Origin of the sequence: Streptomyces finlayi (assembly GCF_014216315.1) — a bacterium.
Lineage (GTDB): Bacteria > Actinomycetota > Actinomycetes > Streptomycetales > Streptomycetaceae > Streptomyces > Streptomyces finlayi_A.
Genome location: NZ_CP045702.1, coordinates 966,979 through 981,136, shown reverse-complemented (window position 1 = coordinate 981,136; position 14,158 = coordinate 966,979). Strand labels below are relative to the sequence as shown.

Sequence of the window (14,158 nt, the reverse complement as noted above, 5' to 3'; positions counted from 1 at the left end):
GTGCGGGGGATACCTGTGAGGTGCGGTGAGGTTGCTGAACCGCACCATTCGTTCGAATCTACAAGACCAGGGAGGAGACCAGCCAACTCCTTCATGGTTTCGGTGACTGCACTGGCCGGATCCTGGCTTGTGTACTGGGTCACACGCCGCGTGAACGACAGATGAACGAAACCGGTCGAGGACCGGCCGCCCCTCGGCACAGCGCACGCCCCCCGGCACAGCGCACGACCGACCGAGAAGAAGAGGGCCACTCATGGACTTCCTTCGCCCCGCCAGCTGGGAGGAGGCGCTCGCCGCCAAGGCCGGGCACCCGACGGCCGTGCCCATCGCGGGTGGCACCGACGTGATGGTGGAGATCAACTTCGATCACCGGCGGCCCGAGTACCTCCTGGATCTGAACCGTGTCGCCGAGCTGGCCGAGTGGCAGGTGGGCGAGGACCACGTACGACTCGGCGCCTCCGTCCCCTACAGCGCGATCATGGAGCACCTGCGGGCCGAGCTGCCCGGCCTGGCCCTCGCCTCGCACACCGTCGCCTCACCGCAGATCCGTAACCGAGGCGGCGTCGGCGGCAACCTGGGCACCGCGTCGCCCGCCGGTGACGCCCACCCCGCGCTCCTCGCCGCGGGAGCCGAGGTCGAGGCCGAGTCGGTACGCGGAACCCGGATGATCCCCATCGACGCCTTCTACACCGGCGTCAAGCGCAACGCCCTCGCCCCGGACGAGCTGATCAGGGCCGTCCACATCAGGAAGGCCGACGGCCCCCAGCAGTTCTCCAAGGTCGGCACGCGCAACGCGATGGTCATCGCCGTCTGCGCCTTCGGCCTCGCCCTGCACCCCCGGACCCGTACGGTCCGCACCGGTATCGGTTCGGCCGCCCCGACACCCGTCCGGGCGAGGACGGCCGAGGACTTCCTGAACGCCGCGCTCGACGAGGGCGGGTTCTGGGAGAGCGGCAAGATCATCACCCCCTCGGTGGCCAAGCAGTTCGCGGAGCTCGCCTCCGGCGACTGCGACCCCATCGACGACGTGCGCGGGACCGCGAAGTACCGCAGGCACGCAGTCGGCATCATGGCCCGCCGCACGCTGGGCTGGACCTGGGAGCAGTACCGCGGCGCCGGCCGCACTCTCGAAGGAGCTGCGTGACCATGCGAGTGCACTTCACGGTCAACGGCCGTCCGCAGGAAGCCGACGACGTCTGGGAGGGCGAATCCCTCCTCTACGTCCTGCGTGAACGCATGGGCCTCCCCGGTTCCAAGAACGCCTGCGAGCAGGGCGAATGCGGATCCTGCACGGTGCGCCTCGACGGTGTGCCGGTGTGTTCCTGTCTCGTCGCCGCAGGCCAGGCGGAGGGCCGCGGAATCGTCACCGTGGAGGGCCTCGCGGCCTACGCCAGGCACCGCGAGGACATCCACCCAGGCGGCGGCTGCACCTCCGGAAGCTGCGGCACGAGCCTCGACGCCGCCCGTCGGTGGCAGGCGGAGCCCACCGACGGGCAGAGCGGTGAGGCAGGCGAGCTCGCACCGATCCAGCAGGCGTTCATCGACGCCGGTGCCGTGCAGTGCGGCTTCTGCACCCCCGGCCTCCTGGTCGCCGCCGACGAACTGCTGGAGTCCCACCCCTCGCCCACCGACCAGGACATCCGCGAGGCGCTCTCCGGCAACCTCTGCCGGTGCACCGGTTACGAGAAGATCCTCGACGCGGTCCGCCTCGCCGCGGCCCGTCAGGAAGAGGCGGTCCGATGACCATGGCGCACACACCACGGGTCTCCTCCGTCCCGGCCGGCACTCCCACCGACATCTCCCAGGGGTCGAGGACCAGGGGCGGTGTGGGCGAGTCCACGCTGCGCCCCGACGGCACCCTGAAGGTCACCGGCGCGTTCGCGTACTCCTCGGACATGTGGCACGAGGACATGCTGTGGGGCCACACGCTCCGCTCCACCGTCGCCCATGCCGAGATCAGGTCGATCGACATCGGTGAGGCCGTCGCGACGCCCGGCGTCCACGCGGTGCTGACCTACGACGACCTGCCCACCGCATGCAAGAACTACGGCCTGGAGATCCGGGACACCCCGGTTCTGGCCCACGGGAAGGTCCGCCACCACGGTGAGCCGGTGGCGCTCGTCTGCGCCGACCACCCGGAGACCGCCCGGCGCGCCGCGGCGAAGATCAAGGTCGACTACGCCGAGCTGCCGGTCATCACCGACGAGGCGTCCGCGACCGCCCCCGGTGCGGTCCTGGTCCACGAGAGCCGCGACGACCACCACATCGCTCACGTCCCGCACCCCAACATCGTCCACCGCCAGCCGATCGTCCGCGGTGACGCCGAGGCCGCCGCGCAGCGCGCCGACGTGATCGTCAGGGGCGAGTACACCTTCGGCATGCAGGACCAGGCATTCCTCGGCCCGGAGTCCGGTCTCGCCGTGCCGTCCGAGGACGGCGGCGTCGAGCTGTACGTGGCCACCCAGTGGCTGCACTCCGACCTCCGGCAGATCGCGCCTGTCCTCGGTCTGCCCGAGGAGAAGATCCGTATGACGCTCTCGGGCGTCGGCGGTGCCTTCGGCGGACGCGAGGACCTGTCGATGCAGATCCACGCCTGTCTGCTCGCCCTGCGCAGCGGCAAGCCCGTCAAGATGGTCTACAACCGCTTCGAGTCCTTCTTCGGCCACGTCCACCGGCACCCGGCGAAGCTCTCCTACGAGCACGGCGCCACCAAGGACGGCAAGCTCACCCACATGAAGTGCCGGATCGTCCTGGACGGCGGCGCCTACGCGTCGGCCTCCCCGGCGGTCGTCGGCAACGCCTCCTCGCTCTCGGTCGGCCCTTACGCCATCGAGGACGTCGACATCGAGGCGCTCGCGCTCTACTCCAACAACCCGCCCTGCGGGGCCATGCGCGGCTTCGGCGCCGTCCAGGCGTGCTTCGCCTACGAGGCGCAGATGGACAAGCTCGCGGCGAAGCTGGACATGGACCCGGTCACGTTCCGGCAGCTCAACGCCATGAAGCGGGGCACGCTCCTGCCGACCGGCCAGCCCTGCGACTCGCCGGCCCCGGTCGCCGAACTGCTGCGGCTGGTCAAGGCCCGGCCGATGCCCCCCGAGCGGCAGTGGCTCGCCGCCGGCGGCGACGGCCGGACCGTCGACGTACGCGCCCTGCCCGGCGGGCTGTCGAACACCACCCACGGCGAGGGCGTCGTACGCGGCGTCGGCTACGCGGTCGGCCTGAAGAACGTCGGCTTCTCCGAGGGTTTCGACGACTACTCCACCGCCCGCGTGCGCATGGAGGTCATCAACGGTGAACCGGTCGCGACCGTCCACACCGCGATGGCCGAGGTCGGCCAGGGCGGCGTCACCGTGCACGCCCAGATCGCCCGTACCGAACTCGGCGTCAGCCAGGTCACCATCCAGCCGGCCGACACCCGGGTGGGCTCGGCGGGATCGACCTCCGCCTCCCGTCAGACGTACGTCACAGGCGGCGCCGTCAAGCACTCCTGCGAGGCCGTCCGGGAGGAGCTCCTGGAGCTCGGCCGCCGCAAGTTCGGTTCGTACCACCCGGCCTGGGCCACGGCCGGACTCCTCCTGGAGGGCGGCAAGGTCGTCACGGACGGCGGTGAGGTGCTCGCCGAGGTGGCCGACGTACTGGAGGAGGAGGCGATCGACATCGAGCGGGAGTGGCGCCACCGGCCCACCGAGGCGTTCGACCGGCGGACCGGCCAGGGCAACGGGCACGTCCAGTACTCCTTCGCCGCCCACCGCGCGGTCGTCGAGGTCGACACCGAACTCGGCCTGGTCAAGGTCATCGAACTGGCCTGCGCCCAGGACGTGGGGAAGGCGCTCAACCCGCTGTCCGTCCTCGGGCAGATCCAGGGCGGCACCACCCAGGGACTGGGAATCGCCGTCATGGAGGAGATCATCGTCGACCCGAAGACCGCGAAGGTACGCAACCCGTCCTTCACGGACTATCTGATCCCCACCATCCTCGACACGCCGGCCATCCCGGTCGATGTGCTCGAACTCGCCGACGACCACGCCCCGTACGGGCTCCGCGGCGTCGGCGAGGCCCCCACCCTGTCGTCCACCCCGGCCGTCCTCGCGGCGATCCGGAACGCGACGGGACTCGAGCTCGACAGGACGCCGGTGCGACCCGAGCACCTCACCGGCACCTGATCCGGCTCCCATGAACTCTCCGGGCGGTGCGCGCTGCCGTGAACGTCACACGTCCCCGCGTGGGCGCACCGTCCGGAGGAATCGAGTACCGCACCGCTCGCGGTCCTTGTACTGCCTCAGTACTTCTGTACCTGCACGAACAGTTCGCCTCGGGCCGTCCCCCGGGTGTGCTGCGCGACGCAGCCATCCCAAATCCCGCATTCATTCGTCTTCACGCGGGTGCCCCTGTGAACCTTGGGAGTCAGGCACCATGACCCAGCAGTCAGTGGAGCCCAGGACCGGTGCGCAAAGCGCGGGCCACGGCTCGCGCATCCCCGCCGGACGGTCTTGGCTCGACCGGTACTTTCACATATCCGACCGAGGATCGACAGTCGCGCGTGAGATGCGCGGCGGCGTCACCACCTTCATGGCGATGGCGTACATCCTCCTGCTCAACCCGCTGATCCTCGGCGGCAAGGACGTGGACGGCAACCTCCTCAGCCAGCCCGGCCTGATCACCGCGACGGCCCTCGCGGCTGCCGCCACGACCCTGCTGATGGGCTTCGTCGGCAAGGTCCCGCTGGCCCTCGCCGCCGGACTCAGCGTCTCCGGCGTACTCGCCGGGCAGGTCGCCCCGGCCATGACGTGGCCGCAGGCCATGGGCATGTGTGTGATCTACGGTGTGGTGATCTGCCTCCTGGTGGTCACCGGCCTCCGTGAACTGATCATGAACGCGATCCCGCTCGCGCTGAAACACGGCATCACCATGGGCATCGGCCTGTTCATCGCGCTGATCGGCCTCTACAAGGCCGGCTTCGTCCACAAGGGCACGGCGACGCCCGTATCGCTCGGCCCCGCCGGTGAACTCGCCGGCTGGCCCGTCCTCATCTTCTGCGTGACCCTGCTGCTCATCTTCATGCTCCAGGCGCGCAACATCCCCGGCGCGATCCTGATCGGCATCGTCGCGGGCACGGTCCTCGCCGTCATCATCAACGCGGTCGGCGGCATCCCCGCCAAGGCGTGGAGCAGCGGCCCGCCCGAGCTCACCGGGAGCGCGGTCTCCGCACCCGACTTCTCGCTCTTCGGCGAGGTGGAGTTCGGCGGCTGGGGCGACGTCGGCGTGATGACGGTCGGCCTTATCGTCTTCACGCTCGTGCTGGCCGGCTTCTTCGACGCCATGGCCACCATCATCGGCGTCGGTACGGAAGCCGGGCTGGCCGACGACAAGGGCCGGATGCCCGGCCTCTCCAAGGCGCTGTTCATCGACGGTGCGGGCGGTGCGATCGGCGGAGTCTCCGGAGGCTCCGGCCAGACCGTCTTCGTGGAGTCGGCGACCGGCGTCGGTGAGGGTGCCAGGACCGGCCTCGCCTCCGTCGTCACCGGTCTCTTCTTCGCGGCCTGTCTCTTCTTCACCCCGCTGACCGCGATCGTGCCGACCGAGGTGGCGTCCGCCGCTCTCGTCGTCATCGGCGCCATGATGATGCAGAACGCCCGGCACGTGGACTGGGGCGACCGCTCCGTCGCCATCCCGGTCTTCCTCACCGTCGTCCTGATGCCCTTCACGTACACCATCACCACCGGTGTCGCGGCAGGTGTCATCTCGTACGCCGCCATCAAGCTCGCCCAGGGCAGGGCCCGGGAGGTCGGGGCCTTCATGTGGGGCCTGACGGTGATCTTCATCGTCTACTTCGCGCTCAGTCCCATCGAGAGCTGGCTGGGCGTCCACTGACATCCGCACCCTCCGCACGCTGCTCAAGGAGACACGCCATGCTGGACATCGCCGCAGAGCTTCACCGGTGGGTCGGGCAGGGACGCGAGTTCGCCGTCGCCACCGTGGTGGCCGTCGGCGGCAGCGCGCCCCGGCAGCCGGGCGCCGCCCTCGCCGTCGACCGTGACGGCACGGCGGTCGGATCGGTCTCCGGCGGATGTGTGGAGGGTGCGGTGTACGAGCTGTGCCGGCAGGCCCTCGTCGACGGCAGGACCGTACGGGAGCAGTTCGGCTACAGCGACGAGGACGCCTTCGCGGTCGGTCTGACCTGCGGCGGTGTCATCGACATCATGGTCACACCGGTGCGCGCGGACGATCCCGCGCGCCCGGTGTTCGCCGCGGCGGTCGCGGCCGCCGCTGCGGGGACGGCGGCAGCGGTCGCCCGGATCACCGAAGGGCCCGCCGAACTGCTCGGCCGCCCGCTCCTCGTCCACCCCGACGGGACGTACGAGGGCGGGCTGGGCGGACACCCCGCGCTCGACCGCACCGCGGTCGCCGAGGCCCGGGCGATGCTCGACGCGGGCCGCACCGGCTCGCTCGTCATCGGGGCCGAGGGCTCACGGTGCGGGGCACCCGTCACCCTGCTCGTCGAGTCGAGCGTCCCACCGCCCCGCATGATCGTGTTCGGGGCCGTCGACTTCGCCGCCGCGCTGGTCAGGGCCGGAGCGTTCCTCGGCTACCGGGTCACCGTCTGCGACGCGCGGCCGGTCTTCGCCACCCGGGCCCGCTTCCCGGAGGCCGACGACCTCGTCGTCGACTGGCCGCACCGCTATCTCGCGGCGACCGACGTCGACGCGCGGACCGTCCTCTGCGTCCTCACGCACGACGCCAAGTTCGACGTCCCCCTGCTGGAGACCGCGTTGAGGCTGCCCGTCGCCTACGTCGGCGCGATGGGCTCGCGCCGCACCCACCTCGACCGCGACCAACGGCTGCGCGAGGCAGGCGTCACCGACGCCGAACTGGCCCGGCTGCACTCCCCGATCGGACTCGACCTCGGAGCCCGTACGCCCGAGGAGACCGCCCTGTCGATCGTCGCCGAGATCGTCGCCGAGCGGCGCGGCGGAAGCGGTCGCCCGCTCACCGGTGCCCACACCCCGATCCACCACGGGGACGGACCCCCGCTCACCTCGGCGGCCTGAATGACCCTGTTGCTCGCGGTCGTTCCCGGGCGGGTTACCGCCACGGCGGTTTCACGCCGGTTCTGAACGAGGCTGTGACCCGGCCTTCGCCGGTAGATCAGCAGGCGCAGCCCGAGAGCCACGAACTCACCCCGATCACCGGCGGCGTCCATGTGCGGCAGGCGGGGGACGACATCCACGTCCTGCCAGACTAGGTGACCGCACTGCTCGCGGCGGGGAAGCTGGACCGCCGGCTCTTCAACGTCTCCGCGCTCGTGGAGAAAGCCGACTTTCCCCGGGGCCCCTGCGGCCGTCCGGGAGTCCTGGCGAGAGGCGCTGCCCGCCTGACGGTGGCCGTGCGGTTGGATGGAGCCATGAGCGTTTACGATGTCGCCCGTCATCTGCCCGGGATATCCGCCCTCAGCGACCTCTGCCGTGCCATGGCGATGCTGGACGCGATCCTGTGCCGCGAGTGGGCGGACCGCTGGCACAGCTACGACGCCCAGTGGTCCGCGTCGGACGGGAAGCCGCTGGAGATGGCCTCCATGCGCAACGGTTCGGGTGACGAGTACGCGATCGTCTTCTCGCCCGCCGGCGCGTACGCCCGGGGCTTCGACCACGAGTCACCGATGAGCCCGTACGCCGAGGACATGCTGTGGCCCGGCGTGCTCGACGACGTCCCGGCCGTCTTCCAGCCCTTCGTGGCCGAGCCGTCCTTCCAGGACGAGTCCGGGGTGCCCCTGGTGACGGCGTGCCTGTGGCGGGAGACCGCGGACAGCGCGTGGCGTGCGGGAGACATCGACTTCCCCGAGGAGGGGGAGGGCGCGGACGGCGCGGACTACCTGTTCCAGCTCCTCGTCGCGGGCACCCCCGACGCCTACCTGGAATGGGCCGAGGACTACTACGAGATCACCCTGGACCCGGCCGCCGTCCGCCATGTGTACGACCTCCGGCCGCTGACAGCCGAGGTGGTCGCCGCACTCAACCCGGAGATCACCCTCGCGGACCTGGCGGACGACGTCAGGGAGACCGGATACCCGGCCGGCCTCTGACGCCCGGCCGGCGCCCCGCGCGGCCGCCGCGGGGAACGGTCATGGCGGCCGGGGGGCCGGAGAGGCCCGCCCGGCCGGTCCGCACGGACTACCAGCGGTCCCGGTGGATGACGTCGGCCACCGGACGGCGCCGCACGGGACCGAAGTTGCCCTGCGGCCACCCCACCGGGACGGCCGCGAACGTCCGCATGTCCTCGGGAATCCCGAGCGTCTCCTTCCACTCCTGCTCCAGCATCAGATGCCAGATGGTGATGTTCGCCGCGAGGCCCAGGCCGCGCGCGGCGAGCAGGAGGTTCTGCACGCCGGGGTAGACGCACGAACCCTCCGCGAGGGCCTGGAACCGCGTCTGCGTGTTCATCAAGTGTTCGGTGCCCGCCGGTCCGAGCGCCTGTGCGGAGGCGATCAGGCCCTCCTCGTCGATGCGCGGCTCCGGGAAGCGGTAGCACGGGATGATCAGCGCGGGGGTCTCGGCGAAGTGGTCGCGCTGGTACTCGATCGCGGCGACCATCCGCCCGTACGCCGCTTCGTCCATGCCCGCCGGCGCGTACTTCCCGGTCGTCGCCAGATAGGAGTCCACGCACCGCTTCCACAGCGGGGCGAGGCGCGCCATCATGTCGCGGTCGGTGACGACGACGTACTCGTAACACTGCATGTTGCCCCCGCTGGGGCCCCAGACGGCGGCCTGTATCAGCTGCTCCAGCGTCTCGTCCGGCACCGCGTCCGGCTTGAGGCGGCGCATGGCGCGCATCGAGGACATCGTCGCGAAGAGGGCAGGTCCGTCAAGAGCGGACGCGTCGGCCTGAACTGATTCCTTCATCATGACCGCTGAGTTTACGGGGCCGGTCCTGACCACGCTCAGGGGCCACGAACCGCCCCCTCCGGGGCCGTTGACCCGCCCCGCCCGGACGGAACCGGGGATTCGTACACCTGGTCGTCCCCCCACCGCACGGGGGAACGTGAGGCGGACAGCGGCCCTTGAAGGCGTATAAAGGGTCCCTCCGGAGCAGCCGGCGCCCCCGATGGCATTGTCCCCCAACCCCACGCGGCCGGCGTCACCGCGTACTACTGCGGAGGAGCGCCCCATGAGCACCTCGGATGAGATCACCACCCTGCTGGTGACGAAGTTCGGAACCGACCCCCTCGCCATCCGCCCCGATGTGCCGCTCCGCCAACTGCGTCTGGACTCCCTGGCGCTGGAGGAGCTGCGGCTCCTGATCGAGGACCGCATGGACATCGACCTGGAAGACGTCACGCTGACCTCGCGGGACACCGTGGGCCGGCTCGTCGAGGCCGTGCACGGCAAGGCCACCGCGTGACGGCCCGCAGGGCCGCCTCCTCGTGGGTGAGGTCACCCCTGGAACCGTTCTCCGCCGCGGTCACCGGCATCGGTCTCGTCACCGCCGCAGGCGTCGGCGCGGACGCCGCCTGGCACGGGGTCTGCGACCCCGCGGCCGTGCCGTCCGTCCACCACCAGCCCGAACTCGACGGCCTGCCCTGCGACTTCATGTACACCGTCCCGGGCCTCGATGCACGGGCCGTGCTGGGCATCGCCGCCCAGCGGCTGATGGACCGCTTCGCGCAGCTAGCGGTGATCGCCGCACGCGAGGCCGTCGCCGACGCCGGACTGGACCCCTCGGTCTGGGACAGCGGCCGCGTCGCCGTGGTCATCGGGTCCGCGCACGGCGGGCTGCCCTTCTACGACGAACAGCACACCGCTCTCACCCAGCGCGGCGCACGGCGGGTCTCCCCGAAGCTTGCCCCGCTCACCGTCGTGAACGGCGCCGCGAGCAGCGTCGCCATGGACCTCGGTGTGCACGGGCCGAGCCAGGCCGTCTCCACGGCCTGCTCATCCGGCACCGTCGCCATCGGCACCGCCCACCAGATGCTCCGCTCGGGGGCCTGCGACATCGTGGTCGCGGGCGGCGCGGAATCGGTCTGCTCCCGGCTGCTGATCGCCAGCGCCTGCCAGATGAAGGCCGTCTCCACCCGCCGCGACGACCCGGGCGCGGCCTGCCGCCCGTTCGACACCCACCGCGACGGCTTCGTCGTCGGCGAGGGCGCCGGGCTCCTCGTCATGGAGCACCCCGAGCACGCCCGCGCCCGCGGCGCCGTCGTCCGTGCGCACGTCGCCGGTTACGGGGCGTCCAGCGACGCACACTCCGCCGTCGCCCCCGACCCGGACGGCCTCGGTATCGAGCGGGCGCTGCGCACCGCCCTCGCGGACGCGGGGGTGGGAGCGGGCGACATCGGCCACGTCAACGCCCACGGCACCTCGACCGTGGCCAACGACCTCATCGAGGCGACCATGCTCCACCGGGTGCTCGGCGACCGCCCTCTCGTCACCTCCACCAAGGCCAGGACCGGGCACACACTCGGCGCGGCGGGCGGCATCGAGACCGCGCTGACCGTTCTCGCCCTCCAGCGTCAACTGGTGCCGCCCACCGGCAATCTGGACGCCCCAGATCCCGGGATTCCCGTCGAGGTGGTGAGCAAGGAGGCCAGGCCCGCCGCCTTCGACCACGCGGTCAAGACCTCGCTCGGCTTCGGCGGCCACAACGCGGCGCTCGTGCTCACCAAGTGACCGGAGGAACCACCACCATGTCCGAGGAGATCATCCGGACCCTGTCGGTGAACGGGCTCCGTTACGGCTGTCGCGTCCTGCCGCGCACCACTACGGATGGCGGACCGGGCACCGAACCCGTCATCGTGCTGGGAGGGGCGCTCCAGGGCATGTTCGGCTGGCCGCAGATGGACGACCACCTGGGCCCCTTCGCCGATGTCGTGACCGCCGACCTGCCCGGCATGGGGACGGCGGACCCGCTGCCGCCCGGACCCGCGGCCGACACCGTGATCGACGCGGTGACGGGCATCATCGACAGCCTGGGCGTGCCGAGGGTGAACCTCTTCGGCTTCTCGTACGGCGCGGCGATCGCCTTCGGGTGCGCGCGGCGCAACCCGGGCCGCATCGCGAGGCTGGTGCTCGGTGGGGTGCCCGCGCATGTCGGGGAGGACCGGATCCGGTACTGGCGGCAGGCCCAGGAGCGGCTGGCAGAGGGGGACACGGAAGGGTTCGCGAGGCTCGCGGCCGACGGTCTGATGTGCCTCGATCCCGAGCGCACCGTCCACCGCAGGGAGCTGGCCAGGCGCTACGTCCGGCGTTCCTTCCTGCACGCGCTGGCCCACTCTCCGCACGCCATGGACACGCTGCGCCGGGCTCTGGGGGACCTGCCCGACTTCTCCGGCGGGCTGTCCGGGGTGCCCGCCCTGGTCTTCGCGGGGGAGCACGACACGGTGACCTCGCCCGAACGGCAGCGGGCGTTCGCCGGGACGATCGAGGGCAGCCGCTTCGTCACGATCGACCGGTCCGACCACTGGGTGGTCCTGGAGCGGCCCGACGAGGTCGCCGGACTCGTCACCCGGTTCTTCACCGACCAGCCCCTCGAACGGGCGCGCCCGGCGGCACTTCCGCACCAGGACCGGGCCGTGCGCGACGTGGTGGTGTCGCCCACGGCCCGGTGACCGGGGCGCGGTCAGCGCTTGTTGACCTGCATCCGGACGATCTGCGGGTCGTGGTCGCTCGCCTGGTCGGCGAACTCGGCGTTGATGTGCACCACGTCGTAGTCGAAGCGGGTCACGGCAGGGCTGGTCAGAATGTGGTCCAGCGTCTGCGAGTTGCCGTCGAACACATAGCTGTACTGCTCGCTCGCGGGCAGCGTCGTGATGAGCGGACTGAGCACCCCGCCGTCCGTCAGCGTGTCCATCGTCGTCGAGAACGCGAAGTCGTTGAGGTCCCCGAGGGTCACCACACGCGCCGACTTGTCCGCCGAGAGCAGTGACTTGACGAAGGTGTTGACCTCGGCGGCCTGCTGCACCCGCTTGGTCTCCGAGCTGCGCACCGGCTCCTGGTTGCGGCCGTGCAGGGGCTGGTCGCCGCCCTTGGACGTGAAGTGGTTGGCGATGACGAAGACCGGCTTGCCGTGGAAGCGGAACTCGCCCACCAGCGGCTTGCGACTGTCCTCCCACGCACTGCTCGTCGGGGTGATCCGCCCGGGTGACACCGAGAGCGTGGCACCCTTCTTCGTGTCCACCACGGACACCGGGGTGGTCGCGTCACCGCCCGCACGGTCCACGAAGCTGACGCGCTCCGGGTTGAAGAGGAAGACGTTACGGATGTTGCCACCCGGCTCGCCACCGTCCTGGCCGTCCTCGGGGGCGACGTAACGCCACGCGTACTGCGGGCCGCCCGCCGCGACGATCGCGTCGGTGAACCGCTTCAGCGTCGCCTCGGAACCGACCGTGCCGTCCTTCACCGCGCCGTTGTCGTCCTGGATCTCCTCCAGCGACAGGATGTCGGGCGAGGACAGGTTGACGGCGACACCCGCGGCGAGCGTGTCGAACTTCGCCTGGTCGTCGAGCGCGTCCAGGTTCTCCACGTTGTACGTGGCGACGGCCAGCTCGTTGCCGCGCTGCGGGCGGGTGACCTCGCGCCGCAGGCCGTTGTCGGTGAGCGTGCCGAGCTCGGTGGCCTGGAGGTTGTAGCCGCCGAAGGACGCGTAGTCCATGACACCGGTGGTGGTGCCGGACAGCACGTCACCGACGTCCGCGACCGGGATGGGCCGGGCGGCGTCGAGCGACAGCACCTTGATGCGGCCGGTGTTCTGGTCGGCGTACGAGGCGTAGAGCGTTCCGCCGCGCGCCGTCGGCTGCTCCTGGGGCTTGACCGTCACCCAGATCTCGTTGTACCGGGTGGTCGCCCCGGTGATACGGGTGTCGGCGATACGCACGCGTGTGCCTTCGAGCGACTCGTACAGGTCGAGGGCGTACGCCGTCGGGTCGAGCGGCAGCGCCTCGATCGAGCCGCCGTTCGCCGTGGGGGCGTAGGCGCCCGGCACGGAGGCCGCGTCGAGGACGACCGCCTCGGGCAGCGCGTTGCCCGAGGACAGCACGGTGGTCTTCGGGGCGGTGAGCTGGGTGAGGGACTGGGCGGTGGCGGCCGGGTAGTACTCGGCGACCTTTCCGCTGACCAGCACCGAGTCGCCCACGGCGACGGTGGGCGCGGAGCTCCCGGTGTAGACGAACAGCCCCTCGCCGGTGCGTGCGTCGGCGTCCGGAGCGGTGTCCTGGATCCAGAAGCCACGCGAACCGGAGGTCCGTACGGCGGTGACGACGCCCGGGACGGCGGACACCGACTGTCCTGCGAGCGGCGACAGCCGGGTCGCGCCCTGGATGTCGTGCACCCGGACGGTGCCGGGCTCGGTCGGGTTGCCGGGGTCGCCGGGGCCGGGGCCCGTGCCGCCGGACGACTCACCGGCGGAGTTGACCGGGGTGGGCGTGCCGGCCGAGAGGTCGGCGGCGTTGTCGTCGGTGTCGGCGAGGGCCGCGCCGCGCGCCACGGAGGCGGAGGCTGAGGCACCGGTCACGGGGCTGCCCTCGCGCACGACGGCGGAGCCGTAGCCGACGAGGTCCACGATCCTGGTGTCGACGGCGCAGTCGGCAGCCGTCTTGCACGTCAGGGGAGTGGTTCCGGAGACGAGTGCGACGGAGCCGCCGGATGCGGACATCGCGACCGTGCCGGTCGCGTCCGCCGTCGGCAGCGCCACGGTGCCGCCCGTACCGGCGGCCTGGGCGACGAGGTGGCGGCCGCCGGGAGCGATGGACCCGGTGAGCGCGGAGACCTGCCACAGGGAACCGGCGGACGGACTGGCCGGAAGGTACTGCACGCTGAAGCCCGCGAGGCCGTACGTGGCGGACCCGGCGTTGGCCAGCTCGATGAAGTCGCGCGTGAGTGTCGCGCCCGAGTTGCCGCCGCCGCCGTAGACCTCGGAGATCACGGCGGTCGGGGACGGGGCCGCGAAGGCGGCAGGCAGAGCGGTCACGGAGAGGGTGACGGCGACGGCGCCCGCAAGCAGAGCGGAACCGTGTCTGGATATGTGCACGTGTGGAGCCCCCAACTAGGTAGTGAGAGCAAAAGCTATGCGCGTAGACCGAGCGTGACAAGGCATCAGAGGTTAATTCCGCGCATCGTAGGAGTGTCCGACGCCCAGGAGGCCCGGACGCGCGTACCAGGAGCCGCCCGAC

Annotated in this window: 11 protein-coding genes; 9 read left to right on the top strand and 2 right to left on the bottom strand. The window is 71.1% G+C overall.

Going from position 1 to position 14,158, the window contains the following annotated elements; translation table 11 throughout:
* Positions 1–253: 253 nt before the first annotated feature.
* From F0344_RS04585 to F0344_RS04560, 6 genes are all read left to right on the top strand, one after another.
* Positions 254–1,144 (top strand): FAD binding domain-containing protein, encoded by an 891-nt coding sequence (locus tag F0344_RS04585; protein ID WP_185297541.1) that lies wholly within the window; start codon positions 254–256, stop codon positions 1,142–1,144.
* A gap of 2 nt (positions 1,145–1,146) precedes the next feature.
* Positions 1,147–1,743 (top strand): (2Fe-2S)-binding protein, encoded by a 597-nt coding sequence (locus F0344_RS04580; RefSeq protein ID WP_185302515.1) that lies wholly within the window; start codon positions 1,147–1,149, stop codon positions 1,741–1,743.
* A gap of 2 nt (positions 1,744–1,745) precedes the next feature.
* Complete coding sequence (locus F0344_RS04575) at positions 1,746–4,163, top strand: xanthine dehydrogenase family protein molybdopterin-binding subunit (protein WP_185302514.1); 2,418 nt, start codon at positions 1,746–1,748, stop codon at positions 4,161–4,163.
* Between the two features lie 250 nt (positions 4,164–4,413).
* Complete coding sequence (locus tag F0344_RS04570) at positions 4,414–5,871, top strand: NCS2 family permease (protein WP_185297540.1); 1,458 nt, start codon at positions 4,414–4,416, stop codon at positions 5,869–5,871.
* 38 nt (positions 5,872–5,909) lie between these two features.
* On the top strand, positions 5,910–7,049 hold the full coding sequence (locus F0344_RS04565; RefSeq protein WP_185297539.1) for an XdhC family protein: 1,140 nt from the start codon (positions 5,910–5,912) through the stop codon (positions 7,047–7,049).
* A gap of 353 nt (positions 7,050–7,402) precedes the next feature.
* Positions 7,403–8,080: a hypothetical protein gene (locus F0344_RS04560; RefSeq protein ID WP_185297538.1), complete on the top strand. Its 678-nt coding sequence runs from the start codon at positions 7,403–7,405 to the stop codon at positions 8,078–8,080.
* Between the two features lie 88 nt (positions 8,081–8,168).
* Here the strand turns inward: F0344_RS04560 and F0344_RS04555 are convergent, their stop codons facing one another.
* Entirely contained in the window at positions 8,169–8,900 is a 732-nt protein-coding gene (locus tag F0344_RS04555; protein ID WP_185297537.1) for a nitroreductase family protein, read from the bottom strand.
* A gap of 262 nt (positions 8,901–9,162) precedes the next feature.
* On the opposite strand from F0344_RS04555, the gene F0344_RS04550 reads away from it, so the two are divergent.
* Genes F0344_RS04550 through F0344_RS04540 form a run of 3 tightly spaced genes read left to right on the top strand, consistent with a single transcriptional unit; the run spans position 9,163 to position 11,599 of the window.
* Complete coding sequence (locus F0344_RS04550; RefSeq protein WP_185297536.1) at positions 9,163–9,396, top strand: acyl carrier protein; 234 nt, start codon at positions 9,163–9,165, stop codon at positions 9,394–9,396.
* Positions 9,393–10,661: a beta-ketoacyl-[acyl-carrier-protein] synthase family protein gene (locus F0344_RS04545; RefSeq protein WP_374940061.1), complete on the top strand. Its 1,269-nt coding sequence runs from the start codon at positions 9,393–9,395 to the stop codon at positions 10,659–10,661. Before F0344_RS04550 ends, F0344_RS04545 begins: the two co-directional genes overlap by 4 nt.
* A gap of 17 nt (positions 10,662–10,678) precedes the next feature.
* On the top strand, positions 10,679–11,599 hold the full coding sequence (locus tag F0344_RS04540) for an alpha/beta fold hydrolase (RefSeq protein ID WP_185297535.1): 921 nt from the start codon (positions 10,679–10,681) through the stop codon (positions 11,597–11,599).
* 11 nt (positions 11,600–11,610) lie between these two features.
* Here the strand turns inward: F0344_RS04540 and F0344_RS04535 are convergent, their stop codons facing one another.
* A complete protein-coding gene (locus F0344_RS04535; RefSeq protein WP_185297534.1) occupies positions 11,611–14,016 on the bottom strand; it encodes an endonuclease/exonuclease/phosphatase family protein in 2,406 nt (801 codons plus the stop codon).
* Between the last annotated feature and the right edge of the window lie 142 nt (positions 14,017–14,158).

Bases quoted from the DNA above. Each gene is read 5' to 3' on its own strand.
- F0344_RS04585 (WP_185297541.1), top strand. From the start codon at position 254: ATGGACTTCCTTCGCCCCGCCAGCTGGGAGGAGGCGCTCGCCGCCAAG.
- F0344_RS04580 (WP_185302515.1), top strand. From the start codon at position 1,147: ATGCGAGTGCACTTCACGGTCAACGGCCGTCCGCAGGAAGCCGACGAC.
- F0344_RS04575 (WP_185302514.1), top strand. From the start codon at position 1,746: ATGGCGCACACACCACGGGTCTCCTCCGTCCCGGCCGGCACTCCCACC.
- F0344_RS04570 (WP_185297540.1), top strand. From the start codon at position 4,414: ATGACCCAGCAGTCAGTGGAGCCCAGGACCGGTGCGCAAAGCGCGGGC.
- F0344_RS04565 (WP_185297539.1), top strand. From the start codon at position 5,910: ATGCTGGACATCGCCGCAGAGCTTCACCGGTGGGTCGGGCAGGGACGC.
- F0344_RS04560 (WP_185297538.1), top strand. From the start codon at position 7,403: ATGAGCGTTTACGATGTCGCCCGTCATCTGCCCGGGATATCCGCCCTC.
- F0344_RS04555 (WP_185297537.1), bottom strand. From the start codon at position 8,900: ATGATGAAGGAATCAGTTCAGGCCGACGCGTCCGCTCTTGACGGACCT.
- F0344_RS04550 (WP_185297536.1), top strand. From the start codon at position 9,163: ATGAGCACCTCGGATGAGATCACCACCCTGCTGGTGACGAAGTTCGGA.
- F0344_RS04540 (WP_185297535.1), top strand. From the start codon at position 10,679: ATGTCCGAGGAGATCATCCGGACCCTGTCGGTGAACGGGCTCCGTTAC.